Origin of the sequence: Virgibacillus litoralis, from assembly GCF_017873675.1 — a bacterium.
Lineage (GTDB): Bacteria > Bacillota > Bacilli > Bacillales > Amphibacillaceae > Lentibacillus > Lentibacillus litoralis.
Genome location: NZ_JAGGKK010000019.1, coordinates 1 through 24,876 on the forward strand (window position 1 = coordinate 1; position 24,876 = coordinate 24,876).

Sequence of the window (24,876 nt, forward strand, 5' to 3'; positions counted from 1 at the left end):
AGTGGAGGGGTCAAGCGGTTTGGGCTTGATGCATCCACTTTATCATCTATGATTTTAAAAAGTGAAGAACCGCCTACTGCACAAAAACAATGCCAGAACTGTTTCGTTATTTAGGTGTCTACTTTCTTGACAGAAGTCCAGAGAATCCGAACCCAAGCTTTAAATGAGGGTTTTTAAGGAAATAACGGAATGAGGATCCGCCAAAACAGTAAACCGGATCCTCATTCCGTTAATAAGTGGATTCTTCAACATTAGGGGCTAATCTTCTAATGTTATTAGCATTTTTCCCTCCCAAAATAGAACCCGTTATTCAAACGGTCACTTACTTTCATCTGCTCTTCAAATAGACCACTGGTAAACTACTAAAAAGTCACCATCCCTTAGAATAGTGACTTCCATTTAATCGTTTCTAATATCTTCTACAATTGTTTCCACTTCATTTCGGGATATCTTTTCCCGTCCTTCTTTTAATGCTTTAACAGTTCTTTTAGCTAATGCTAGTGGGATTTGACAAAACAGCTGAATATTCCGCGTATGAATATCCTTCATATATTCATCAGCCTTGGCGAGATTGTTTTCGGTATATTGAAACATGTCATCTCTATTCCAGCCATTTGGAACAAAATTCACACCGCGTTCGCTGTCCTCACCCTGGTTTCTTAAAATATTTACGGCTTGCAAGCCACGACCATACCCTATTGCCAAGTCATAATCAGTTTCGGTACCATCATACCATCTCCAAATATCAGAAAGCATGACACCAACTAGCCCAGCCACGTAATATGTATAATCATCCAGATCCTCTTTAGTCTTTATATGCCAATCCTTTTCTGCCCATTTTGCCATTCCATCTGCCATAATACCTGTAGATTTTTTTACTTCTTCCACAATATCAGGTGGACAAATAGATATCCAATCACCTAAACGTAACGTCACTTCAGGCAAAAGCGATTCATAGGCTTTTAACAATTCACGGTATGCTTGTTGATCAAAATCGCTCTTCAAAAGTTCACTGGTAGACCGAAGTAATCGTTGCTTTGTTTCCGAATCCAATTCTTCATGATCCTCAATTTCATCAACCGCCCGCATACATAAATATGCGGAAGCAACAGTTTTTTTCAGGTTCGGTTTGAGCAAACTAATTGGTATGTAAAAAGTTCTGCTCGTTAGCTTTAGCATGTGCATTGCTTCTTTTTGTAACTTCCTCGATTCACTCACCCGTGACGCCTCCCTTGATAATCTAAGTATAACAAAAAACAGGCGTTATTTATATAAATTTACTTTTGTAACCAAAAAATGGAGTACCGATTAAGTACTCCATTTCCAATTATTGATTTAGTTAGACTTCCTTCTCGGCCTTTCCCAAATAAGTCCCTGTTTAAGCGCCATTTTCCTAGCTATTCTCGGAGCTGTCCACAATGGGGGTAGTAATAAAATCGACACTGGCACGGCGGTTATAACAATTGAATTTTGAATCGCCGTTATACTTCCTTCACCAATTGTTAAAATTACCATTGTTGTACCACCAAAGATTAGTGCCCAGAAAACCCGCAGCCAGCGATCAGGGTGGTCATTTCCTGTCAAGGTTACAGCTATTGTATACGACATCGTATCTGTTGTAGTTGCAACAAATATGACCGATATTATCAGGAATAGAACTGCCATAACGGTTCCCATTGGCAATTGATCCATGATTGCCATAACCGCAGCAGGCATACCCGCTTCATTTAAGGCACCTGAGACCGATCCGGGGTTCTCTATTTCGAAAAATACTCCTGTTCCACCAACAACCGAGAACCAGAAATTCGTAACAAGCGGAGCAACAATGGACACTGCAATAATTAAATCCCGTATTGTTCTCCCGCGAGAAATGCGACTAATAAATATAATAAGCATTGGACCATAACCGATAAACCAGCCCCAGAAAAATATAGTCCATAACCCAAGCCATGCATCATCACCGCGGTAAAAACTCATCGTAAAGAAGTTTTGCAGCTGAAAGCCCATTCCTCCAACGAACGCATCAATTATAAACAAAGTTGGTCCAATAAGAAGTACAATCGCTCCTAATACAATTGTCATTCCAACATTTACACGGCTTAATAGAAGAATTCCTCTGTCTACTCCGGTTGCCGCAGAAATTGCTGCAATTATAGCAAGAACAATAACCACCATAATACTTGTTGTTACTGTGTTCGGAACGTTAAATAGATGATTAAGCCCATATGAAATTTGTAAACCAAGAAAACCAAGTGGCCCTAAAGTTCCGGCTGCTGTTGCTATAATCGAGAAAATATCAGCCGTTGACCCAAGTATACTTTTGTGGAATATCTTCTCTCCAAAAATAGGATATAATAATGATCTTGGGCGCATTGGGTAGCCTTTCGTGTAATGAACATACATCATTACAATAGTAGCCAGTGTTCCAAGAATTGCCCAGGCAGCAAATCCCCAATGGAAAAATGCTTGCGCAAAAGCACCCGGAATATTAGAAAATTCACCACCTCCAAATAATGGAGGTTCAGCCATATAATGATACATTGGCTCGGCCGCAGCCCAGAAAATACCACCACTTGCCAGCAATGTAACTAAAATCATAGCAACCCAGCGGTAATAACTATATTTAGGCTTATCAAGATTACCCAATCGAACCTTTCCATATCTTGAGAAAGCTAAAAATATCCCAATTATAAAGTTACCAAATAATAATAGCTGCCAATAAGCACCAAATAAATCTGCGGAATAACCAAATAATTTATTTATCCAGTTTCCAACCATCTCACTATCAATGAAGGATAAAATAATAAATAAAATTAAGAATCCGCCACTTACTGCAAATACTGTCCAATCTGTTTTAACTTTCTTGTTTTCTTGCACGCTTCTCCTCCTAATTTTTTAGGAGCAAGTGTCTATAACATCATTAGAAATCTTGGTTTATCGCCAAGCCTTAGTGTCGAAAGCCTGCAGTTATGCAGTAAGAAAGTATTGATACTCTTTTTACTGCAAAAACACAACCTAGTCATTACAGACCGATGGATGGAAAGTGATCACCTGTTGAAAATCATTTATACTACCTTACAACCATCAGCTTGCTCAAAATTTTATCTTACATAGTTTTGTATTATAGTTTTGCCTGGATAATTCGTCAACTGTTTATTGAACAATTAATGAATGATTGATTAGTACCAACTAATACCATGTATGTTTCCCCAGCCTTTAATAAAAAATACTTAATGGACCTAAATACAGTAATGGAGTGAAATATCATGGATATACATTCAGAAGATGACTTTGCTAATTATTTTGATCAATCTATTTTAGATTACAAACAAGGAAGTAGCCGCCTTCAAAAAAAATTACCAAAAATGACACAAGGATATTTTGATTTCACAGAATCATGTTTTGAAGAAGGGGCAATTGAAAAAAAAGAAAAACAACTAATGGCACTTGGGATTAGTATTTATGCACAGGATGAATACTGTATTATGTACCATACGAAAGGTGCTGTTCAACATGGATGTTCCGAAGATGAAATTATGGAGACCATCGCGATTAGTGCTGCCTTAGGCGGAGGCGCCGCTTTTTCTCAAGGTGTAACCTTAGCTATGGATACCTATGATTATTATTCAGAAAAAACGAACCATTAAGGTTAGATAACCCTCATCGTTAAAAGGATTCTTATGTAAGCGTATTTTGCTTTCTAAGAATCCCTTATACATAGTAATGGTAATATAGATATGCCTTAGTTAAACTTTCATTAGAAAACTAGGCTTATCGCCAAGCCTTAATATAGATAAGCCTTAGTTGCACTTATGCAGTAAAAAAATATTTATACTTTCTTATCTGCTAAGAAAGTGTTTATGCTTTCTTAGCTGCTGAGAAAACTTTATGCCTTGATAAGGCTTGCTGTAAAGAACTGTACGTTTCAATCTTCCGAAAATCAATACCTAAGCTAACCATTGTGTGTGCTACCTCGGGGCGAATTCCAGCTATAACTGTTTCAACACCAACCATTTCAAGTGACTGAATAATTTTGTAAATATTATAAGCAACCGTTGTATCAACAAGGGGAACTCCCGAAAGATCGATAAATAAATGTGAAAGATCCATTTTATTTGATTCACTTAATGCTTTATTCATCAATTGTTCCGCTCGCTCCGTGCTAACTCCGCCTATGATCGGAAGTACCGCCACACTATCAATCAGCGGCACAACTGGTGCAGAAAGTTTCATAAAGTCTTCATGCGCTTTTTCAATGCGTTCCCTATATGACTCAATATAGGCTGTACTAAACGCATAAACAGCCTGATCCAGTAAAGGATTGACGATATCCGCCACTTCAAATGCAGTTTCTAGAGAGAAATCCTTTTCTAATAGGATACCTTTAATGGAATTCCATATAGTTGTCCTCATATGAGAAGTAGCCTTTAATGACTCCTCCATCTTGGCACCATATTCAATCGCCAGCTCTCCTGTTTTTCTCCCGAAAGTTGTAACTTGATCCATTACATTTTCCTCTGACTTAAATGCATCTACAACCATTCGCAGAAATTCCAATCGTACATTCATCGCTTGTTCATCTACATTTTCATTCCGAGCCATTTTTTTAGCAATATCATACTTTAACTCATCTATTTTCGTTCCAATGAACATTACCTCTTGCTGGATACTATTATCTGCCATCCCAAAACCACCTTTATTCTAAGTCCAAATAGTTATCTTTACCCTATTATACTGGAAAATAGCAGGAAGTACTATTTAACCTATAAACTGAGAGCTATTAACCTCCTCCTTCACCAACAAACTTAACAAAAACACCCGGATCATAGTTTAAATCAATATCATAAGGAATCTGTATGTATAATAATTGCTCATTCAAGCCTAGCGACCTATCCCCTATCCAGCGTTCACCAGTAACCTGTCTAGTTACAAACGATTCCTTGAATGCAGTGTATTTTATCTCAACAGACTTCGGTTCAGTTACTGTCATATTGTCTGATGAGAAAGTTATATGTGGAACATTCATGCGATCAGTTAAATCGATGCCATCGATAACAACTGGAGATTGATAGAATGCAGTTTTCACTTTATTGTTCATTTCTTTTTTAACCTCCACATATATGGACATTCTATTATTTGGAGCTCTTAAATTTATTTCATTTCCTTCAATGGTAAATTCCCATGTTTGTTTTCTATAAGAACGATCAACGGTCTCAATCATTCCATTTTCAGCTCTATTATAAAGAGATTCCTCCTTGACTATGTCAGCTCCTTCAGTCACTGCATCCGAATCAATAGGAAGCATATAAAAAATTCCTACAGAGATAATTAACAGAGCCATATATCCTCCAAACATCAATTTGACTCTATTAACATAGCTATATTTATTCGTTTTCATCGGTATTCTTTTAACTTTAAAAACTACTAGGAAAACAGAAACTACTACAACCAGTAATATAATGATTGGAATGAGAGAAGCTATGATATTCATTGTTTAACCTCCAATCGATTTGAAACCAGCATCGCCGCAGTAAAAAGTAACCCGGAAGTCATGATTGTCTTAGAAGTGAGTAGCCAAAACGATTCTTCATTAAAGTAAAACTTACCTATTTCCAATAGCAAATGAACTTCTGAACTCATCTCAACTAAAAAAATAAATCCAAGAAATACAACAGGAATGATGAAAGCAAATGTCTTATTGAGTTGTACCAATGTCCCGATAATATAACCAAGACCACTAAATAAAAAGATGAATAAACCCGCTGCAATGATACCTGTGAGCAGTTCCAGGAATTCAACTTCCGTATAAATTATCTCCTTATTATCGCTAAAGAAATAAATACCTATTCTTAATAAATAGCTGGATAACATGGCTGTAATTGCGCCAACAATACTTACTATTAACAATAATACAATATTAGATAAATTGCTGCTAACTCTATTAGTTACAAATACAAAGTCATCCTCCCGATAATCTTTTGTTTTTATTAGAATAGCGTTTATAAATGCCCATAACATGGTAAACACAAGAATAATATCCGCTGAATAATAGTTCATTTCGTATTCCAATGAAGACCTTGTTCCACCCATCATACCAGTTCCGCCAAACGAAAAAACAAGTGCAATAAGCTGCAAAACAATTAATGTACTAAACATCCCAATACAAGACTTCATTTTAAACTGTATTTGTTTCCTCACTACTACCGCCAAACTAGGATCTGTCAAAGACATCATCTATTCCTCCCGTCGTCGTTTGGGTCAGATATACACACAAATCACCTGGGGATACGGAAGACACTTGCACACCGCTACGTTTAATTTGCTCCAAGGCCTCGCCCGTGAAATCGTTCTTCACTGCTGCATATTTACTGTCTAATCCAACCGTATTTGTATGCACAACATCTATGTCAGATATCCATCCATCGATTTGATCTGAGCTTCCACTCAATCCAATTGCATATTCCTTCAGTTCCTCAATCGGCATGTGAAGAAGATTCGAACCCTCCTCAATAAGTAATACATCCTCCAAAACGACTTCAAGTTCATCAAGATAATGACTTGAAATAATAATGGAACGCGGGTGTGCCAGATAATCCTTCAATAATGCACGATAAAAGTCTTTCCGAACCGCTGCATCCATTCCTGTAGTCGGTTCATCAAAAATTGTCAACGCGCACCTGGATGCTAATCCGATAATCATATTGAAAGTGCTCCGATTACCTTTTGACAGGTTGTTATGAATCTGCTTGGAATCAAATGAAAAATAATCAAAAAGTCGAAGTGCCAGATCCATATCCCACTTTTCATAGAACTTGCTAGCTTGCTCGAGGATTTCTTTTAATGTTAATGCTGTAGGGAAGTTCATTTGATCATCAACGAAAACGGTGTTAGCTGAAACGAAGAGGCTATTAAAAGGTCTGTTTGAAAATACATTCACTTGCCCAGATGATTCAGCCCAGAACCCTGCCAAGATTTTTAGAAGAGTTGTCTTTCCAGAACCGTTCCTCCCTATCAAGCCTGTAATCTTGTTTTCTTCAATCGTCACAGATAAATTACTTAAAGCTTTTCGCTGCCCGTGCTCTTTAGTCAATTCATTACATTCAACAACCTTCACTTCGCATCCCCCTTAACTAATTTAATCATCTCTATTACTTCTTCTTCGCTTACATCTAATCGTTCAGACTCAAGCACAACCTCTTGTATGAGGCCTTTTAATGTCTGGTTTTTTCGTTTATCCAGGATGATTCTTCGTGCATCAGTTGAAACAAATTTACCTAACCCTCGTTTGTTATATAGGATTTCTTGTTCAAATAATATATTTAACCCTTTTGCTGCAGTAGCTGGGTTAATATTGAACATTTCAGCAAGCTTGTATTGGGAATGTACTTTCTTGTCTTTTTCAAAATTACCATTCAATATTTCCGTCTCAATCCACTCAGAAATCTGTATGTATATTGGTTTAGTACCATCCGTATTGATCATCAAGCTTGCCCTCCTTTATGTAGGTCAGTGCATTAGTTATGTAATGTAGTATATTACACTCTTCAAAATAAATCAATATAAGAAAACATAGCTATGTTAAAGAAATTTTAGCGAAGCGTACTTTGCTTTCTTGTTGCACTTATGCAGTTAGATAGTATTTTCTTATCTACCAAAAAATCCTCTATTCATTTATAGAGGATTTTTGCAGCATTCTACTGTTTTCGGACCTTAATAAAACCATTCACTGAATCCCAAATCAGCCCAATGATAAAGGTGGCCAGGATCACTAATGTAGCAGTATCCCAGATTTTACTAATAGTGCCATATGCTTCATTATCTTCTGTTATAACTCCCGCCTGTACAAGGTCAAACATAAAATCAGGATTCCAAAATGATTGACTCATTATCATAATGGATACCACTACAAATGTAATAGCATTAATGAACGTCGAATACAATACAAGATTAAACGTCCATTTCCCTGAAATTAGCTTTAAAGCCTCTTTAAATATGGATAATCCTAAAACTAAAATGATAAATGGTAAGTAATTTGAGAATGTTGCTTCATTTAAAAATGGTACGACTGTCGAAAATCTACCATCCTGGTCAACTTCGAAAACAAAGATACCGAAAAACCTATTTGAAAAAAGAAACATCATAATTACTATTACGTAAAATATGATACTAACAATCGGTTCGCTTCGTTTAATTTGCCGCTTCGTCTCTGGAATAGGTGGAATTTCACTAGGCCTCCATTCTTTACCTAGTTTAATATCTTCTGCCTTTACACCTCCAAAATATTCAATACAAATAAATCCAACCGTAACCCAAGCAAACCCTTGAGGAATTACTGTGACCAATGAAGCGATAAAACCGCCAAGATAATCGAAGAATCCAGTGGGATCGAAAATAAATTGTATAGCAAAAATAACACCCATAGCTACCACAATTGATAATGATACGATCTTCAATAATGATATATATGAATCGTAAAACTCAGGCCCTATTAAATATTTGTTAACTCCTCGGTATCTTTGCGCTAATTGCTTAGGACTACCAAGATCCAGCAGTACTTCTTCTACATCCTGGTCGTTTGCTTCCCTGTCTACAACACGTTCATCCAACATATCTTGAATTAAACTGCGAAGTTCCTTAGCAATGTCAGCTCTTTGCGATTGTGGTAATTTTTGAGTGACCGCATAAATATACCGTTCAATCATTTCCATTACTTTCGCCTCCTTTTGGATCAATTAGACGATCCAAACTTGTCACAATACTTTTCCATTCAACACATAACAAATCGTATACTTCTTTACCTGTTTCGCTTAATAAATAATACTTACGTGGTCTGGTTTCATTTGTGTCCCACTTGCTTTCCAATAACCCTTGCTTCTCCAGCCTTCTAAGAAGCGGATATAGCGTGCCAGCCTCAACATGAATATCGTTATCCGCTAATTTAGAAACTAAGGAATAGCCATACTGAGGTTCCCAAAGCTGGCTTAGCACTCCAATCGTAGTCGTGCCTCGTCGCAGCTCCTGCATTAATTTATCAATGTGTTCTTTTGCATCACTCATGCTATCAGCTCCCGCTTTTTATTATACTGTATGACATACACTATTGTAAAGTTAACATTAATATAATTAAAAAAACATTTGCTTTCCAATTAAAAACAAGAACGGTTCTTATACCTAACACAAAATCCTATAAGATGCAGCTGGTATAACTAATTGCCCTGTATTTGTTTAACAATAAAAAATCTCAGTTCAATAACTGAGATTTTTCTTCTATTTATCTAAGTGTATTTAATCACTAAACAGGTTTGGTTCCCCATTGATTTCACGGATCCTATCCAATCATTCTTCGATTTAAGTTGATAAGAAACGGAACCCGTTATCCACACAAGGTGGTTAATAATTTGACAAACTGCTATGCTGTTATTATCATCACTATCAATTCTTAAAAAACTTGGCAATCGTTAAAGGATTCTTATGAATAAGTATTTTGTTTCTTAGAACCCCTTATGCTCTTGAGTCCAAGTCTTATAGTTGTACTTATTCGTAACTGCGAACATAAAACGTTTAGGAGAGAATTCGATGAAAATATACGTTGATGCGGATGCTTGCCCTGTCAAAGAAACCATTATATCAATTGCTTCAGATCATAATATAGAAGTGATTCTTGTGAAAAGCTTTGCTCACTTTTCACATGATGATGAACAACCTGGCGTCAAAACAATATATGTTGATACTGGCGCAGAAGCTGCGGATTACCGAATTATGAGGCTAGCACAAAAGAATGATATGATCATCACCCAAGATTATGGCCTCGCATCGCTTGGTCTTGCAAAAGGATGTACTGTCCTTCACCATAAGGGATTTGAATACTCAAATGACAATATCGATCAGCTATTGCAAACGCGTTATGCAAGCGCCATGGCCCGCAAAAGCGGTAAGCGAACAAAAGGCCCAAAAGCATACACCACCGAAGACGAAAAAAAATTCAGCCATCTGCTCCAGAAGAAGCTAAAATAGGGTGGGATGCCTATCCCATCCCGATTTTTATCAATCTTTGTCGGATTTATTTTGGTGCTAAATGATTATGTCAGTCGTTCCCGACCACACTGCTGCGTCGTTCAAGGAGCATCACATCCCGCCATACTCCATTTAATTTCCCAAGACGTTTTCGAACTCCTACCTCGATAAACCCAAACTTTTTATGTAACTTAATACTTGTTTCATTTTCAGGAAAAATATTTGTTTGTAATGTCCAAAAACCGTTCGTTTCACTCGAGACAATTAATTCTTCCATGAGCTTAGTTCCAATCCCTTTACCGATGCTGCGTTCACTAATATAAATACTAACCTCACCAACACCTGAATGTGCTTCTCTTGTAGAAATTGGACTTAATGCGGCCCACCCGATTACATCTTTTCCTTCCCGGGCGACAAGTCTGGACACTGAAAAATGACCTCTATCCCATTCTTCCCACGTTGGTGCCTTCGTTTCAAACGTCGCATTGCCCGTATTAATACCCTCTATAAAAATATCCCGAACCTGTTCCCAATCCTCTTTCTTCATAATATCCATACTATGCTTGTCCCTTCTTGATTGTTATCTGATTTATTTTCTTGTTTTCTAGTTTAGCATAAGGTTTCTATTCGTTCCCATCGTTCGTAATTTGAATTTGTCAGAATTTCATTGGTAATTTCTCACACAGAGGGGGTAAAAAAGAGGAGACACATTCGACCAGAATCGATTTAATTCTGGCCGATACTAACTGCTTAATCCTGACATACCATTAACTTATTACCATCGGGGTCCTTAAACACAAAGAAATGGTCATGCTCAATTTCCGTGACTAGTTCGACATCATTATCCTTCATAAACTGATACGATGCATGAATATCATCTGTACCAAACTGAATAACAGGGACATTTAAAGTAGCAATTTCACCATTCTCATCCCGCCACATTGGCATCGTATCCAGAATCATCCCAACTCCATCCATTTTGGCTACAAATAGATGCTCAAACATCACATCACCATCCTCAATACCTAACATTTTTGAATACCATTCCTTCGCTTTTTCAATATCCCTTACTGGTATAAATACTAGATTAATCTTGTTTTTTATTGGACTTTTCATTAAAGCTCCTCCTTTTTAGGCAGTTAAGAATTTATAAATCCTTTCTTACTGCATAAGTGCAACTATGGCAATTCGCCTTAAGGCTTGAACTCCAGAGTATAACGGGTTCTATGAAAGGCAAAATACGCTAAGAATTCCTCCCTTTACAAATGCCAAGTTTTCTAATTAATCCTATATTTCTCTTTAAATATGGGACTTAATTCACTCCATACATCAAACATATTTCCGTCCAAGTCTTGAAAAACAAAGTTCTTACCAGCATGACCCCTATCTTCTATTTCACCTACTTTTATTCCTTTTTTCTTAAATTCCCTATGTAATGATGTTAGTGCATTCATTCCATTAACTTCAAATGTAAGTGAGAAATGTTCCTTGCCACCAATATCGTAAAAGTTAGCACTTTGTTTTTCGCTAGACTTAACTAGGAAGATACTTTGATTAGCTAAATCTAGTATCGCCTTTTCCTTATCTTGATAATTAAGTACTGCACCAATGTTTACATACCATTCGGCTGCCAATTCAATATCCTGTACTGGAAAATATGATGTTCCGACTCTCATTAGACTCCCGCTCATTTACATTCCTCCTGATAAATAAGTTAATATCCCTATTATTTATTCAACAAATTTTAGTAAATTCCTTCTATAATTTATTTAGAAAATTTATCATTAAAGAGATTCTTATTACGGCCAGTTTTGCTTTCTCAACTGCCAAAAAACCCTTGAAAAGTGATGCTCCCATTCAAAGGTTTTTCTTAAACTATATATCTACAACTTCCTAACAGCAAAGTTATCCTGCAAAACTGCCCAATTTTGTGGGAATTCGCTTCCCAGCACCCAATAACTGGGTCCCGCAAGGCCATATTCCTTAATGGTGTCGTATTTAGCCTGAACACTACGTGCGTCCTCAAACCATACTTCGTGTTTTTGTCCAGTCTCGTCAACATAGGTAAAATAAGGAGATTGATATGTTTCATCATATTGAATAGCTGCACCATATTCTTCTGCCAACTGAATTGCTTCTTTTGGACTTACTGTTGTGGCAATCGTACCTTCCACCCACGGAATCTCCCAATCACGTCCATATAAGGGAACTCCCATTAGAATTTTTTCACGAGGAATTACCGTTACCGCATAATCCAGCACCTCACGCACTTCATTAATTGGGGCAATCGCCCACGGTCTGCCACCGGCCCATCCCCATTCATAGGTCATTACGATGACAAAATCGACAATTTCCCCATGGGCAGCATAATCGTGAGCTTCATAAAGCAATCCCTCTTGATCAGCTGTATCCTTTGGTGCCAATGCTGTGAAGACCAGATACCCTGCTGGATGTAACCGTAACACTACACGTCGTAAAAAGTTATTATAATTCTCCCGATTTTCTGGATAAATATATTCAAAATCAAAGTTTACTCCTCGATAACCTTTGGCATTCATTTTTTCTAACAGATTAGTAATCAATGTATCTTGCAAACCTGGATTACGAAGGATATTGGCTACCACATCTGAATCAAATCCATCACCTGTAATGTTTGTCAGTACTAAAAGCGGGGACACATTAGTCGATTTTGCCACCTCCAAAACGATTTGATCCTGTAATTCAATGAGTGTTCCATCAGCTGTAATACTGTAGGTAAATGGTGAAAGATAGGTAAAGTATCTTCCTAAGGCTAGAACTTCCTGTCCACCCTGTTCATTTAACTGGGTGGTATAAGCGTTCACTTCAGCCACCGGCTTATCAGCGACCGGAATACGTAACGTTTGTCCCGGAAAGATTAACCCCGGATCTCCCAAATTATTTGTTTGAATGATTTCCTCAGCAGTTACACCATAGCGTTCGGCAATTGACCAGATGTATTCACCAGCTTTTACAATGTGAGGAAAATAAGGAAGCTCCAGCATTTGGCCAACATAAATTAGTGAAGGATTCGTGATATTATTAACCTTCGCCAGTTCCTGAACGGACACATCAAACATATTTGCAATCGCCCATAAATTATCACCAGCATTAATAACATACTCACGGTTCGGATCAGGGATAATAAGTGACTGCCCTACTACAAGTGTATTAGGATCATCCAATTGATTAAGTAATTCAATTTGTTTTATTTTTGAACCATAGCTGCGGGCTATCTGCCAAAGTGAATCACCACGTTCAACCACATGAATTTGCATTTTCTCTCCCCCAATTTGTTTGCATTACTACATACCATCGTATTCATCAGATGATTGTCCTAGTAACAAACTGGGGTAAAAATCAAGTAATTTTATGATTTAAATAGTGATTACTTTTGTTTAACTTTTCGAATTACAAACCTGCTCTTAGGTATTGGCGGCATTCTTACCAAACTAAAGTGTAAATTTTGCTTCGGAACCTGATAATCAATTCGGTTTGCCAAAAAATTCAAGCTTACTTTCATTACTTCAATCGTTACCCACTCACCGGCACAGCGATGTCCAATATCATATTCTCCTCCACCTTGCGGAATAAAACTAAAAGGACTGCCTTGCCAATCTTTGAACCGCTCTGGTTTGAAATTTTCAGGCTCCTCCCATAAATACGGATCATGATTCGTTCCATAAATATCAAGTAACACAAGGGTTCCATTCGTGAAGTTATAACCATTCCAATTAAAATCACTGCGTACTTTCGCCCCTAAAAATGGACCAAATGGATAAAAACGGCGGACCTCCTGTACAAACATCTGGCTGTATTCCTCACTATCTGTCTGCAAATTGGCTTTTGACTCGGGATAATTATACATTGCTAATGCACCAAATGTTACATATCGTGCTATCGCCACTATTGGTCTCAATATGTTGAGTAACTCTACAGCTGCCATTTCTATGTTCATCAGTTTTCCATCCAAATTACTGTGCCATGACATTGCATATAAGGCTGTATCCTCATGGGGCATTAACTGGCCTTGCCGAACCTGTTGTATAATCCCTCGAATCCACTGCTCAGACCTTTTCCGTGCTTGCCTTCCTCGCCAATGTCTGGGTCCAACGGCTCCAAATGCGTCAATCATTGCTGAAAGGTCAGTCGTCCGCTGTTGTAATTCCTTCGCCCACAATGGTACGCCAGCCCATTCACAAGCGATGCGACACATAATTTCCCTTGCAGCATCGAACAGCACAACCTCTTTTTTTTGCTCCCAGTTTTCAATAGCAATTTGCCATTGGTTACTAGTTATTCCGATAAGATCATTTATGCGCTCCGGTGTCATTAACGACATAAATAATTTTTTCCGATGTTTATGTCCCGCTCCATCAAGTGTTTGCACACCATTTTCACCCAATAATGTTTTTTGGATTCGCTTTGGAGCTGCCCCTTGTCTGCGAAATTTTTCATTATCATAGAACACCTCTGCCGCTTCTTTTCCACCTATACAAATTACTTTTTGGCCACCCATCAAACGTGTCTCAAAAATATCCGATTGGAAACTGGTTCGTCTATTTGGGATATATTTATACCCTTCCATTAGTAGGGCCAAGCTATTATCCAAGCCTTTTTCACGTGGAATTGCCATCTGCCTATTCTCCTCCCTTAACTTAGTCGTACCTATAGATGCTATTTTTCTTTAAAATAATAAATTTATTCCTATATCGTTTTTAGGTATAATTAAACCTGAGGTGATCATATGGCGCGCGAACGGAAATTTTCCGACAAGACATTATACAATGCTGCAAAACATATACTTTTGAATAATGGCTATGAAGGGTTCACCTTTAGTCTGTTAGCTGATGAGTTAAAGGTATCCAGAGGTGCATTATACAAGTATTATGAAAATAAAGAAGAGCTAATTATGGATTACATGATTTTTGAAATGAACCGATTTTTAGCTGAGTTGAAAGAGATCAACAATTATGATCGCTTCGATTCACAATTTGATTTTCTAATTAAACTGATGTTTAAACACATAAAATACATCAGGTACTTGGGTTTTCATACCAGATCACTGCAACCATCAGTGAAAACATAAGAGTAAAGAAAGTACATTTAGAAAAACTTCATCAGGAAATGTATTCCGTTCTTCAGAGCTTTATCCAGCAAGGTCGAAAAGAACAATTGTTAAATCCATCCATAAAAGACGAATTAATTTTAGGTTTTATTTTTCAATCGGTTGATATCCCTAATCATTCCGAAATCCCTCAAACGGAGTGGGTTAGATCTATTAAAGAATTAATAAGTCATGGAATGTTCACAGATAAGTAATTGACGTTCTTGTCTTGTTGATTATAATAAGAGTACTTTACTGTCGTTTTTTTTTATTATCAAAAGTGACACAAGCGTTACTTTATTCTTGTTAAAAAGGGAGAAATAAAGCATGAAAACATTTATACACTATGTTACAGACCGCGTTAGCACTAAAAAGGGAATGTGGATTACTGTTGGAGTTTGGCTCATTTCAGCTATGTTATTAGCAGTATTTGCTCCTAGCGCAAAGGATTATGAAGTATCGAGTATTCAAACCCTTCCCGATGATGCTCAGTCTATTATTGCTCAGGAAAAGGTTGATAAATACTTTGATGACAGTGATGGCACGCCTGCCTTACTGGTTTTTCAGACAAGTGAAGGTGAAGTTGAGCAATCTGTGCTTGGAGAGTTCTTATCAACTATCAAGGAAGAAGACATTAAAGGCGTAAAGGAAATCGTTCCACTATCTGAATTACCGCCTCAAGCAGCTGAAAGCTTTTTTTCTGATGACGGAACTACTGCATTAATACCGCTGACTTTTGATGGCTCCTTGGAAACTACGGAAATTAAATCATCATTAGATACGATCTATACGTTGACAGAGCAAAATACGGATATGAGTCTATATGTAACAGGGCCGGCAGGAATTGCAACAGATACAAATGACTTATTTTCCAGGGCGGATATTGTTCTTATTTTATCAACTGTTGGAATTATTTTAGTATTGTTGGTTGTAATCTATCGTTCACCATTGCTTGCATTAATTCCATTATTAGCAACAGCATTTGTCTATGAAGTCGTCATGCAAACGTTAGGTCTAATGGGGAAAGCTGGATTAATCATGACTTCCCAGTCACTTTCGATAATGACAATTCTCCTGTTTGCAGCGGTTATCGATTATTCGTTATTTGTTTTCTCACGATACCGAGAGGAACTGAAGAGTCATGAGAATAAACAGGACGCAATGAAACTGGCAATGCGAGGAACCGGTATACCTGTGTTTTACTCTGGGGCTACCGTTTTAGCAGCCATGCTAATCCTTTTCTTCGCTGAGTTTGGTGATTATAAAAACTTTGCACCAACCTTTGGCACAACAATCTTTATTGTCATGCTTGCTTCTGTCACACTTGTTCCAGCATTATTTGCTATTTTTGGAAGAAAGTCTTTCTGGCCAGTAATTCCACGAGTTGGAGATTCACAAGTAAAATCAAGTTCCCTTTGGAGCAAGGTTGGTCGGATTGTTACAAGAAAGCCAATTATTTCAGTCGCAGCTATTAGTATCATTCTGCTTGTTTCAGCAAGTAATATTTTTAATATAGAATATGAGTTTAATACATTAAAGTCTTTCCCTGAAGATATGCCTTCCAGAGAAGGTTATGAAATCCTCGAAGAAAAGTTTCAGGCTGGTGACTTGGCACCAACGACTGTCTTATTTGAAACAGAGAACACTATTTCTGAGGACAGCAGAAAAGAACTAGCGGAAAACCTGACAGAACAGCCACTCGTGAATAATGTTCGAGTCAACGGTACCGCTGACAATGAGTCAGTTATTTCCTACAGCATGACCTTTGAAAAAAATCCATATTCAGTAGAAACAATGGATGCATTAGAAGAAATCCGAAATGATTCCGTGCAAATTCTGGATGAAAGCAATCTTAGCGGCGAGCTGTATTTTGCAGGTGAAACAGCTTCATCCGTGGATGACCGTTCCATCAATAACCGAGATCTGCTCGTAATTGTTCTGTTAGAAACACTTCTGATCTTTATCATGTTAATCTTTTTAACGAGATCAATTAAGATGCCTATTTACATGATGGGAACTATCTTAGTGTCGTTTGTTGCAGCGTTAGGCTTAGGCGTCTTTCTAAGCAGCTTATTCTTTGATATCGGTACGATTAGTAACAGGGTTCCACTCTATTCCTTTGTATTCCTGGTCGCGTTGGGAATTGATTATAATATTATTCTTGTTTCGCGATTTATGGAGGAAAGAAAACATCACCCTGTCAAAAAAGCGGTAGAAATTGCTGTTGCCAATACAGGTGGCGTTATTTCATCTGCCGGGCTAATCTTAGCAGCCACTTTTGCCGTGCTGATGACACAGCCGATCCAATTATTATTTGTGTTCGGGTTCATCGTGGCCGTAGGAATTCTACTCGATACCTTCCTGATACGAGGCGTGTTAATGCCAGGATTACTTGTTTTGTTTGAAAAAGATAAACCAACTGAATCGGTTAAAGATAGCTCTAATTAGTAAAATGAACAATTATCATGTGTGATTTGCATGATTTAACAGAGTGAGGATTCACTTCGGCTGTTCGGCGGATCCTCGTTCCGTTATTTCCTTAAAAATCATCATTTTATGCATGGGGATGAATCCTCATTCCGCTATTTGTCATTTTTGCCTCAAATTTGACTGATTTTCTGCTTTTAGCGGAACGAGGATCCGTCTCGCCCTCCGAGAGCACCTTTTCTGCTAAATAACGGAATGAGGATTCACTTCGACTAATTTTGATTTTAATTTATACCAAAGCCTTTTCAATCGAATGGATAATCCAATTGATCTTTGTTAGAATCAGCATAGGATAATCTGTCGAGGGGGAATCATAATGAAGATTGTATCAATTGAACCAACACCAAGCCCTTATTCTATGAAAATAAACGTGGACGAACAGTTAACTGATGGACAAACAGAAAATTATAAACTGACTGACGACGTCACCCATGCTCCTGATTATGTACAGAAACTGTTTACTGTAAACGGAGTCAAAGGCCTTTACCGTGTCATCGATTTTATCGCACTTGAGCGCAATCCGCGCGTTCCATGGGAGGAAATTTTGCCGGAAGTTCGTACCGTATTAGGATCTTCTGAAGAGAATTCAGATAGTTTAACAGACGAAGCTGCATCAAGCGATGAGAATTTTGGGGAAGTAAAAGTTTTTATCCAGAAATTCCGGTACATCCCAATGCAAGTGAAACTGGAAGAAGGGGACAATGAGCACCGCTTTGGGCTCCCTGAACGATTTATGAACGCCACAATGGAAGCATCTGTCGCTTCTGAAAATATGTTAATGGAAAGAAAGTGGGTAGAACAAAGCCCACGTTATGGCGATGTGGAGGAAATTGGTCAGGATGTTGTTGACGAAATAGAAGCAAGCTATGATTCCAAGCGAATAGCAGAGCTAGTTAAACTCGCTAAGGCAGATGAAACAGCCAGTGATCAAAAGTCAGCTCCACGAAAAAAGGTTACACTCGATATGCTTGATAAGCCAAACTGGAAGGAGCGTTATGCCGCACTGGACAGGATGGACCCCATTGTTGATGACCTTCCTGTGTTAGATAAAGCACTTGATGATGAAAAGGCATCTGTCCGTCGTCTTGCAGCAGCATACTTGGGTATGATTGAAGAACCTGAAGTACTTCCATATTTATATAAAGCACTCCAAGATAAAGCAGTAAACGTACGACGCACTGCCGGTGATTGTTTGTCAGACTTAGGATTTAAGGATGCAATCCCAGAAATGATCAAATCACTAACGGATAAAAGCCGCATTGTCCGCTGGCGTGCAGCTATGTATTTATATGAAGTTGGTGACGAAACTGCCATACCTGCATTAAAGGAAGCCTTGGAGGACCCGGAATTTGAAGTTCGCATGCAAGTTAAGATGGCACTGGCCAGAATTGAAGGCGGGGAAGAAGCCAAAGGATCTATTTGGCACCAGATGACTCAAGCCACGAAACAGAAATAATCTAGTTAAACAATTGCCTTGCCGGTGAGTACGCCACGTCCTGTGGCGTCACCGGCACTAGTATGTTCTGTACGTCGGAGCTGGCTGTTGATTACGGCCAGAAGAATGTACTACTACTGTCATGTTTTTTACCATCGACCACCACAGAATTTACCATTTGTTGCTACCGCATTTACCAATGGCATAACGCTTTGGAAGATAAAGGCATGCTAAATTATCATTGTTTTACTGATAAATTAGCCTTTCGTTATTCAACAATAGCGCCTGTTAACTTAACAAAGGAGGTATGATAATTAGCAATATGGAATTTAAAGCATGACGATTAGATCGATGTGGTTCGGTTTGGGGAGAATGATTGAAGGTTGTACAAAGAGGGCCACCTATATGGGAATGATCATCTGATAAACGATTTCTTCACGTTCATCCTTTTTTAGTTCAGTTACACCTCAGACAGCAAATGACTGAACGAGGTATTTTTCAATAAATTCAGCCAGACCATCCTGTTCATGATGACCAGTTATAACATCTGCGGCCGCTTTCACTTCTTGGTCAGCATTTGCCATTGCGGCGCTGATTCCGGCATAACGCAGCATTTGGATATCGTTCGGGCCGTCACCGATGGCTGCTGTTTCTTCCGGATTAATGCCAAACGCTCTAATAAGCACTTGAATGGCAGCCCATTTAGAAACACCCGGGGCAACTAACTCAAACCCGTCTTTCCAGTTAATTACATCCGCTGCATCACTAAATAAATGTGACATATGCGAACCATGGCAGCCTGTCCTGACACTGTATTTCAGCACGTTCCGGTAATCTACATACCGTAAGTCGCCGATATACCTTGGCGGAACCTTACCTTCCCTGATCCACTCATCAACCTCCTTGCACGTCTTGTTGCAATAGAGACCGTCGGTTGTGTGCACAGTGATATTGCACGGAATTTCATTCGTTACACGATGAAAATGCGCCTTATCTAGCACAACCGGATTCATCTGGGCAACCCTTCCACTGAATCCATCATGAATAGAAGCACCATTCAGGCAGATCATCGGTGCTTTCAAGCCAAGCAGACTATGGTATGGTGCTGTGATCTCATAATGACGCCCTGTCGCCAAAAAAACTTTAACACCCTGATTTGTCAATCTGTTGATCGTTTCCGCATTGCGTTGTGAAATCTCATTTGATGACGTCAGCAATGTTCCATCCATATCAATGAACAATGCACGTATATTCATTTTTTTCCTCCCTCCTATTACATATCAAACATATCACCTAAATGTAAAGTGTACATTAACTGTGTGTAATGATTTGATGAAGAATTGAGGGAGGAGTGTAAACATGATATAAACCGTCGATGCTTGTAGTACGGATTGTGGTACTAAACCTTGGCAGGTAGTTCTTCCGACTGCAAACATACACCCTGTTTAGCATATTATCGATATATGAAAGCTAAAGCCTTTGAGGATTTCTGTACTCTTTCTCATAAGAGGTACTTCTCCTTTTCCAAAGACAACATAGTGCATTTCTGTAATTCCAATCATCACATGCCCCTTATATTCACTTGCTCAATAATCTGGTTCAACCAAAAGCTTCTTATTCAACTCTTGCGCCCGATTGTGGAAGATCATTTCAAAAGACTATATCAAAAGTAAATGGTAATCCTTTATTTCAACCAATGGCTTGGTCTGATTCTGTAGTCCAGTAATCCACAGCGCTCAATATTAAGTCTTTTAATAACCGAAAAAACTGCCACCAGATTCCACATCTGATGGCAGCTTTATTAACTATAGTTCGGAACAGAATTCTTCCTTTGCAATTCATTAATTGCCTCACAAAGTAACTCCTTATTAAAATCAGGAAAATAAGCATCTGAAAAGTACAGTTCTGACATGGAGGATTGCCATAACAGAAAATTACTTACTCTTTTCTCTCCCCCAGTGCGAATTACAAGTTCCGGGTCTGGCAGATCCTTCGTGTATAAATATTGCTGAATCATTTCTTCACTCACATTATCCCAAGCTGTATGCTCGTTTTGAACCTCTTGAATTACTTTTCTGACTGCCTGGAGGATATCAGCTCTACCACCATAATTAAACGCGAAGTTCACGATAAGCCCATCATTATTTTTTGTTTCTTCGACTGCCTTTACAAGTGCCTTCCTCGTTAGTTCTGGTAAATCTGCCATGTTTCCGGAAATTAGTATCTTTATATTTCTTCTCATAAATTCAGGCAACTTTTGATTAAAAAATTTTACCGGTAAATGCATTAAGTAACTAACTTCATGCTTTGGCCGTGACCAGTTTTCTGAAGAGAATGCATACAATGTAAGTATTTTAATATCTAATTCTATGCTGGCATCGATAATTTTCTCCATTGTTTTTGCACCTGCAAAATGACCTTCACTCCGGCTGAGCCCTCTTGCTTTACCCCACCGGCCATTTCCATCCATCATAATGGCGACATGTTTTGGTACATATGAATTCATCTGCTCTCCTCCTTAAATTCAAGTTCCTGCAGCTTTTGTGTTACCTCTTGCTTCATGAAGTTGAAGGATTGCCATGAGCCTTCAGACCGTCTCTCTACCCACTCTATTCGCTTAGCCAGAACATTTTCCAATTGCGGATATTCTGGATTTTTTTCATATAATTCAATTAACCCATTCACACCAGTGTAGGATAACGAATTCAAATAGTGTATATCTATTTTCTCGGTACGTTCATAGCGTTCCAGGTTGTTATCGACAATGATTTTTTCAATATGGATAACATTTAACCCTGTATAAAACAATAACCCTACAATTAAGTAAAAATGAAGTAATGATAAACGTTCGACCCACACTTTAATTAACGTGTAAGCAAAAATTACGATTAAAAATACCATAAATGCATGTGCAAGAATCCGGTCCAATGTGAATCCATATGCCGCTTCATACATACTTAAACGTTGGTAAGCGGATGCAAGCATAACACAGCTTACCCCGATTAACAGTGAATACATAATCTTAATGGTTATCTTCAATGATTTACGTTTTTCATCTATTAGTTTTAAACAACTTATTAATATCGTCCAGTTAATTAAAGTAACAATTATTAGCTCAAAAAACCCTCGCCTTGCATATTCGGCAAATGTTAAGCCCTCCTGTAACCCATTACTGAAAAAGTACTTAAATTGAATCGCTGCAAATAGAACGTACACAGAATTAAGTAGAACCAGAATAGTTATTGCTGTAACACTGTTCCATCGCACATTCCATTCTTCTGTATCATAATCAGACACCTTTGGATTCGGGCGTCCCTGCAGAACCTGAAAGACACCAAAGAATACAAAAGTCAAAACGATTACAATTACAAAACGAAAGGCTCCTTCCAGAAAATTAAGCTGTACGATATAGCGCGGAAAGCGTAACACGATATCCTGAAACACAGCATCCGCCGACATTAACAGTCCTGTTATAAGCAAAAGCAGTGGAAGTCCAATTATTATCCCAATCAAAATCCGCTTCACCGTTTGTGCTGTTTGTTCATCCATATTCTTAAACACTCTTCTAAACCCTTTATTGCAAAAAGATGAGCTGTATTTAATCCCTTCACCAAGTTTATTTGTAAGGAGCGTCACGAACACTGGTGTGCTCCACCTTAATTTGTTCGGGCTTGTTATAAGGACAATATGGAAAAAGACTAACACTGGTATGATAAAACTATTAAGGCTATAGAAAAGGAAATTATCATACAACAGATAACTTGCAGCTAGCAGCCAGATAGCCACCATGACAAGCAGGCCAATCCTTCGATGGGTAAATGTAAGACGAAAGCGAAGAAACACGACTGTATATAATCCAGCGATAAATACCAGATAGGAAACTCCTATACTTCCATGAAAAAAACTAAGCTCCGCCAGAATCCCCAACCCTAAGCAAACAAGCAAAAACAGCCAATCTTTTTGTTGAATTTTAATATCCATAAAACCCCACCAATACAATGTTATTCTATATACATCGTAATTCTATGTACATAGGTAAAAAAATATATATCTAATCAGGACTGACTCCACAAAAGACCATCAGCCCATTTATACAGATACTTTCTTTCCCCATCGATAACCAACCATGCTGACAGGATAAAGAAATGCAGTAAAAACAATACACACTACAATAAACCGAAAACTTAAAAGCGGCTGAAACCATGTGTACGGAATAATTTTAAAAATGATTAAGTACATCAGTAATATGTTTGGCACAATTGAAAAAAGAAACGTTTTTTGCAATAACCTGTATCCACCATGACCAAATTCTTTCCCTATTTCATAGCCTATAAGTCCCCAGAACATTATGTATAACAGCATAATAATAAAAGGTATATTTATCAGGTTTTCCCAAAGTAATTCCGCCCAGTTCCAATGAAAAATATTATAGCTGAGTGTGAGCAGAGCCCCGCCAATAAAAATCCCAGCATTAATGATGACAAATAACCATTGTGTTCTTTTGGGTGTTATTGTTGTCTCTTGCTTCCATATTTGAGCTATTTCCTGAGGTGTCCCCAACCTTTTAACTAATTCACTATATAGATTTTGATCATCAATGGACTCTTCCTGCAGCATTTCAAATACATGCATTTCATAATCTGCCAGGATCTCCTGCTTATCAGGGTGATTCCCGATTTCCTCAGATAATTCCAGGAAGAACCTTTGATCTTTTAACGTCACGATTCATTTCTCCGAATCAGATTGTTCATTACCTGAACGTAACGGTGCCATTCATTCGTTCGTTCATCAAGAATTTCCTTGCCTTGGGACGTTATACAATAATACTTACGGGCCGGGCCCTTTTCCCGATTTTCCCAGTAATAATCAATGTATTCCTGCTTCTCCAACTTATGTAGCGCAGGATACAACGTTCCCTCTTTTATTTGGAAATGATGGTCACTTCGCAAGTCCATCTCTTTAACCAGCTCATAACCATACATGTCTCGTTCATTCAACAATTGCAGAACAAGCAGGGACGTACTCCCTTTCACAAGCTCACGATTAAACATGTTTTTCACCTACCTAGAATTATTAGGTATCTATACTATATAAAATTAATCTTTATTTGTAAAGGCGAACAGGTTATTTTATTTTTAAATACGTCTCAGGACCTATTACAAAATATTACTCAGGGTGCTTTTCTCATTTGTAAGTACTCGCTAAAATTACCTTATAGAAAACGATGAGGAGTATTTTTTTATGAAAAACAAAAAGGTCTATGTGCTATTAACAGACACTGGTACACTATTTACACGAATGATAAAGCTGTACACAAAAAAACCATTTAATCATGCATCAATAGCTTTAGATGAGAATCTGATGGGAGTCTATAGTTTTGGAAGAATAAGTCGCAGAAACCCTTTTTTCGGTGGGTTTGTTAAAGAAAATATTTCGGAGGAGTTGTTCACGAATGCCAAGTGTGCCATTTATTGCTGTACAGTCAATGACTATCAGATCAATAAAATGAATGCCTATATACAAAAAATAGAATCTCAAAAAGAAATCTATCGTTACAACCTGTTAGGGTTAGTTGCCATTATGCTAAATAAGAAGTTTAACAGAGAAAATGCCTTCTTTTGCTCGGAGTTTGTCGCTTCTGTGTTAATGGAATCTGACAACTTTAATTTCGAGAAGCCACTATCCTTGATAACCCCCCATGATTTGCAGGAGGAACCTGCCTTTCAGTTAGTATATCAAGGGAAACTTGCTGATTATACTAAGTCAGAGTCAGATTCTATCGCCTAAAAAAATACCACCCAATTCAAACATATGG

General features: G+C 38.0%; 25 protein-coding genes. 6 read left to right on the forward strand and 19 right to left on the reverse strand.

The features are described from left to right. Positions 1 to 399: 399 nt before the first annotated feature. Together J2Z82_RS15180 and J2Z82_RS15185 are read right to left on the reverse strand one after the other, a co-directional pair. Complete coding sequence (locus J2Z82_RS15180) at positions 400 to 1,218, reverse strand: squalene/phytoene synthase family protein (protein ID WP_209481604.1); 819 nt, start codon at positions 1,216 to 1,218, stop codon at positions 400 to 402. Positions 1,219 to 1,335: 117 nt separating this feature from the next. Then, entirely contained in the window at positions 1,336 to 2,877 is a 1,542-nt protein-coding gene (locus tag J2Z82_RS15185; RefSeq protein WP_209481605.1) for a BCCT family transporter, read from the reverse strand. Between the two features lie 389 nt (positions 2,878 to 3,266). Between J2Z82_RS15185 and J2Z82_RS15190 the strand changes: the two genes are divergently transcribed. Beyond that, positions 3,267 to 3,647, forward strand: coding sequence for a carboxymuconolactone decarboxylase family protein (locus J2Z82_RS15190; RefSeq protein WP_092505414.1), 381 nt, complete (start codon positions 3,267 to 3,269; stop codon positions 3,645 to 3,647). 211 nt (positions 3,648 to 3,858) lie between these two features. On the opposite strand, the gene J2Z82_RS15195 is transcribed toward J2Z82_RS15190, so the two are convergent. The 7 genes from J2Z82_RS15195 to J2Z82_RS15225 form a co-directional block, all read right to left on the reverse strand. Continuing rightward, positions 3,859 to 4,683, reverse strand: a complete 825-nt coding sequence (locus J2Z82_RS15195) for an STAS domain-containing protein (RefSeq protein ID WP_209481606.1) — start codon at positions 4,681 to 4,683, stop codon at positions 3,859 to 3,861. 97 nt (positions 4,684 to 4,780) lie between these two features. Next, positions 4,781 to 5,491, reverse strand: coding sequence for a hypothetical protein (locus tag J2Z82_RS15200; protein ID WP_209481607.1), 711 nt, complete (start codon positions 5,489 to 5,491; stop codon positions 4,781 to 4,783). Continuing rightward, positions 5,488 to 6,234 (reverse strand): hypothetical protein, encoded by a 747-nt coding sequence (locus tag J2Z82_RS15205; protein ID WP_209481608.1) that lies wholly within the window; start codon positions 6,232 to 6,234, stop codon positions 5,488 to 5,490. The genes J2Z82_RS15200 and J2Z82_RS15205 overlap by 4 nt, the downstream gene beginning before the upstream one ends. Further along, complete coding sequence (locus tag J2Z82_RS15210; RefSeq protein WP_209481609.1) at positions 6,212 to 7,114, reverse strand: ATP-binding cassette domain-containing protein; 903 nt, start codon at positions 7,112 to 7,114, stop codon at positions 6,212 to 6,214. The genes J2Z82_RS15205 and J2Z82_RS15210 overlap by 23 nt, the downstream gene beginning before the upstream one ends. Next, positions 7,111 to 7,485, reverse strand: a complete 375-nt coding sequence (locus J2Z82_RS15215) for a GntR family transcriptional regulator (protein WP_209481610.1) — start codon at positions 7,483 to 7,485, stop codon at positions 7,111 to 7,113. Before J2Z82_RS15215 ends, J2Z82_RS15210 begins: the two co-directional genes overlap by 4 nt. A gap of 209 nt (positions 7,486 to 7,694) precedes the next feature. Next, a complete protein-coding gene (locus J2Z82_RS15220; protein ID WP_209481611.1) occupies positions 7,695 to 8,708 on the reverse strand; it encodes an HAAS signaling domain-containing protein in 1,014 nt (337 codons plus the stop codon). Further along, entirely contained in the window at positions 8,695 to 9,057 is a 363-nt protein-coding gene (locus tag J2Z82_RS15225; protein WP_209481612.1) for a PadR family transcriptional regulator, read from the reverse strand. Before J2Z82_RS15225 ends, J2Z82_RS15220 begins: the two co-directional genes overlap by 14 nt. A gap of 519 nt (positions 9,058 to 9,576) precedes the next feature. Between J2Z82_RS15225 and J2Z82_RS15230 the strand changes: the two genes are divergently transcribed. Then, positions 9,577 to 10,014 carry a YaiI/YqxD family protein gene (locus J2Z82_RS15230; protein WP_209481613.1) on the forward strand — a complete coding sequence of 146 codons (438 nt, stop codon included), beginning with the start codon at positions 9,577 to 9,579 and terminating at the stop codon, positions 10,012 to 10,014. 70 nt (positions 10,015 to 10,084) lie between these two features. Here J2Z82_RS15230 and J2Z82_RS15235 read toward each other — a convergent pair whose 3' ends face one another. The 5 genes from J2Z82_RS15235 to cypC form a co-directional block, all read right to left on the reverse strand. Continuing rightward, positions 10,085 to 10,570, reverse strand: coding sequence for a GNAT family N-acetyltransferase (locus J2Z82_RS15235; RefSeq protein WP_209481614.1), 486 nt, complete (start codon positions 10,568 to 10,570; stop codon positions 10,085 to 10,087). Between the two features lie 194 nt (positions 10,571 to 10,764). After that, on the reverse strand, positions 10,765 to 11,130 hold the full coding sequence (locus tag J2Z82_RS15240) for a VOC family protein (RefSeq protein WP_209481615.1): 366 nt from the start codon (positions 11,128 to 11,130) through the stop codon (positions 10,765 to 10,767). 161 nt (positions 11,131 to 11,291) lie between these two features. Continuing rightward, the gene (locus J2Z82_RS15245; RefSeq protein ID WP_209481616.1) at positions 11,292 to 11,705 is read right to left on the reverse strand and encodes a VOC family protein; all 414 of its coding nucleotides are present in this window, start codon (positions 11,703 to 11,705) and stop codon (positions 11,292 to 11,294) included. A 192-nt stretch (positions 11,706 to 11,897) separates the two neighbouring features. Next, entirely contained in the window at positions 11,898 to 13,310 is a 1,413-nt protein-coding gene (locus J2Z82_RS15250; protein WP_209481617.1) for a LysM peptidoglycan-binding domain-containing protein, read from the reverse strand. Between the two features lie 110 nt (positions 13,311 to 13,420). Then, on the reverse strand, positions 13,421 to 14,668 hold the full coding sequence (cypC, locus tag J2Z82_RS15255) for a CYP152 family fatty-acid peroxygenase CypC (protein ID WP_209481618.1): 1,248 nt from the start codon (positions 14,666 to 14,668) through the stop codon (positions 13,421 to 13,423). 111 nt (positions 14,669 to 14,779) lie between these two features. On the opposite strand from cypC, the gene J2Z82_RS19430 reads away from it, so the two are divergent. From J2Z82_RS19430 to J2Z82_RS15270, 3 genes are all read left to right on the forward strand, one after another. Next, positions 14,780 to 15,121 carry a TetR/AcrR family transcriptional regulator gene (locus tag J2Z82_RS19430; protein ID WP_245251739.1) on the forward strand — a complete coding sequence of 114 codons (342 nt, stop codon included), beginning with the start codon at positions 14,780 to 14,782 and terminating at the stop codon, positions 15,119 to 15,121. Positions 15,122 to 15,466: 345 nt separating this feature from the next. Then, on the forward strand, positions 15,467 to 17,587 hold the full coding sequence (locus tag J2Z82_RS15265; protein WP_209481619.1) for an MMPL family transporter: 2,121 nt from the start codon (positions 15,467 to 15,469) through the stop codon (positions 17,585 to 17,587). A gap of 355 nt (positions 17,588 to 17,942) precedes the next feature. Next, positions 17,943 to 19,082, forward strand: coding sequence for a conserved virulence factor C family protein (locus tag J2Z82_RS15270; protein WP_209481620.1), 1,140 nt, complete (start codon positions 17,943 to 17,945; stop codon positions 19,080 to 19,082). Between the two features lie 446 nt (positions 19,083 to 19,528). Here J2Z82_RS15270 and J2Z82_RS15275 read toward each other — a convergent pair whose 3' ends face one another. The 5 genes from J2Z82_RS15275 to J2Z82_RS15295 all read right to left on the reverse strand — a co-directional run bounded on the left by J2Z82_RS15275 (position 19,529) and on the right by J2Z82_RS15295 (position 24,112). Beyond that, positions 19,529 to 20,317: an HAD family hydrolase gene (locus J2Z82_RS15275; RefSeq protein ID WP_209481621.1), complete on the reverse strand. Its 789-nt coding sequence runs from the start codon at positions 20,315 to 20,317 to the stop codon at positions 19,529 to 19,531. Positions 20,318 to 20,862: 545 nt separating this feature from the next. Beyond that, entirely contained in the window at positions 20,863 to 21,567 is a 705-nt protein-coding gene (locus J2Z82_RS15280; protein ID WP_209481622.1) for an undecaprenyl pyrophosphate synthase, read from the reverse strand. Next, positions 21,564 to 23,042: a DUF4153 domain-containing protein gene (locus tag J2Z82_RS15285; RefSeq protein ID WP_209481623.1), complete on the reverse strand. Its 1,479-nt coding sequence runs from the start codon at positions 23,040 to 23,042 to the stop codon at positions 21,564 to 21,566. Before J2Z82_RS15285 ends, J2Z82_RS15280 begins: the two co-directional genes overlap by 4 nt. Positions 23,043 to 23,150: 108 nt before the next feature. After that, on the reverse strand, positions 23,151 to 23,783 hold the full coding sequence (locus J2Z82_RS15290; RefSeq protein ID WP_209481624.1) for an HAAS signaling domain-containing protein: 633 nt from the start codon (positions 23,781 to 23,783) through the stop codon (positions 23,151 to 23,153). Then, positions 23,780 to 24,112, reverse strand: a complete 333-nt coding sequence (locus J2Z82_RS15295; RefSeq protein ID WP_209481625.1) for a PadR family transcriptional regulator — start codon at positions 24,110 to 24,112, stop codon at positions 23,780 to 23,782. The genes J2Z82_RS15290 and J2Z82_RS15295 overlap by 4 nt, the downstream gene beginning before the upstream one ends. Before the next feature lie 190 nt (positions 24,113 to 24,302). Here J2Z82_RS15295 and J2Z82_RS15300 point away from each other — a divergent pair, with 190 nt between their 5' ends. Next, positions 24,303 to 24,848 (forward strand): hypothetical protein, encoded by a 546-nt coding sequence (locus tag J2Z82_RS15300; protein ID WP_209481626.1) that lies wholly within the window; start codon positions 24,303 to 24,305, stop codon positions 24,846 to 24,848. Positions 24,849 to 24,876 lie beyond the last annotated feature (28 nt).

Bases quoted from the DNA above. Each gene is read 5' to 3' on its own strand.
- J2Z82_RS15285 (WP_209481623.1), bottom strand. From the start codon at position 23,042: ATGGATATTAAAATTCAACAAAAAGATTGGCTGTTTTTGCTTGTTTGC.
- J2Z82_RS15205 (WP_209481608.1), bottom strand. From the start codon at position 6,234: ATGATGTCTTTGACAGATCCTAGTTTGGCGGTAGTAGTGAGGAAACAA.
- J2Z82_RS15270 (WP_209481620.1), top strand. From the start codon at position 17,943: ATGAAGATTGTATCAATTGAACCAACACCAAGCCCTTATTCTATGAAA.
- J2Z82_RS15195 (WP_209481606.1), bottom strand. From the start codon at position 4,683: ATGGCAGATAATAGTATCCAGCAAGAGGTAATGTTCATTGGAACGAAA.
- J2Z82_RS15280 (WP_209481622.1), bottom strand. From the start codon at position 21,567: ATGAATTCATATGTACCAAAACATGTCGCCATTATGATGGATGGAAAT.
- J2Z82_RS15235 (WP_209481614.1), bottom strand. From the start codon at position 10,570: ATGGATATTATGAAGAAAGAGGATTGGGAACAGGTTCGGGATATTTTT.
- J2Z82_RS15240 (WP_209481615.1), bottom strand. From the start codon at position 11,130: ATGAAAAGTCCAATAAAAAACAAGATTAATCTAGTATTTATACCAGTA.
- J2Z82_RS15245 (WP_209481616.1), bottom strand. From the start codon at position 11,705: ATGAGCGGGAGTCTAATGAGAGTCGGAACATCATATTTTCCAGTACAG.
- J2Z82_RS15275 (WP_209481621.1), bottom strand. From the start codon at position 20,317: ATGAATATACGTGCATTGTTCATTGATATGGATGGAACATTGCTGACG.
- J2Z82_RS15295 (WP_209481625.1), bottom strand. From the start codon at position 24,112: ATGTTTAATCGTGAGCTTGTGAAAGGGAGTACGTCCCTGCTTGTTCTG.
- J2Z82_RS15220 (WP_209481611.1), bottom strand. From the start codon at position 8,708: ATGGAAATGATTGAACGGTATATTTATGCGGTCACTCAAAAATTACCA.
- J2Z82_RS15230 (WP_209481613.1), top strand. From the start codon at position 9,577: ATGAAAATATACGTTGATGCGGATGCTTGCCCTGTCAAAGAAACCATT.
- J2Z82_RS15225 (WP_209481612.1), bottom strand. From the start codon at position 9,057: ATGAGTGATGCAAAAGAACACATTGATAAATTAATGCAGGAGCTGCGA.
- J2Z82_RS15190 (WP_092505414.1), top strand. From the start codon at position 3,267: ATGGATATACATTCAGAAGATGACTTTGCTAATTATTTTGATCAATCT.
- J2Z82_RS19430 (WP_245251739.1), top strand. From the start codon at position 14,780: ATGGCGCGCGAACGGAAATTTTCCGACAAGACATTATACAATGCTGCA.
- cypC (WP_209481618.1), bottom strand. From the start codon at position 14,668: ATGGCAATTCCACGTGAAAAAGGCTTGGATAATAGCTTGGCCCTACTA.
- J2Z82_RS15265 (WP_209481619.1), top strand. From the start codon at position 15,467: ATGAAAACATTTATACACTATGTTACAGACCGCGTTAGCACTAAAAAG.
- J2Z82_RS15250 (WP_209481617.1), bottom strand. From the start codon at position 13,310: ATGCAAATTCATGTGGTTGAACGTGGTGATTCACTTTGGCAGATAGCC.
- J2Z82_RS15300 (WP_209481626.1), top strand. From the start codon at position 24,303: ATGAAAAACAAAAAGGTCTATGTGCTATTAACAGACACTGGTACACTA.
- J2Z82_RS15200 (WP_209481607.1), bottom strand. From the start codon at position 5,491: ATGAATATCATAGCTTCTCTCATTCCAATCATTATATTACTGGTTGTA.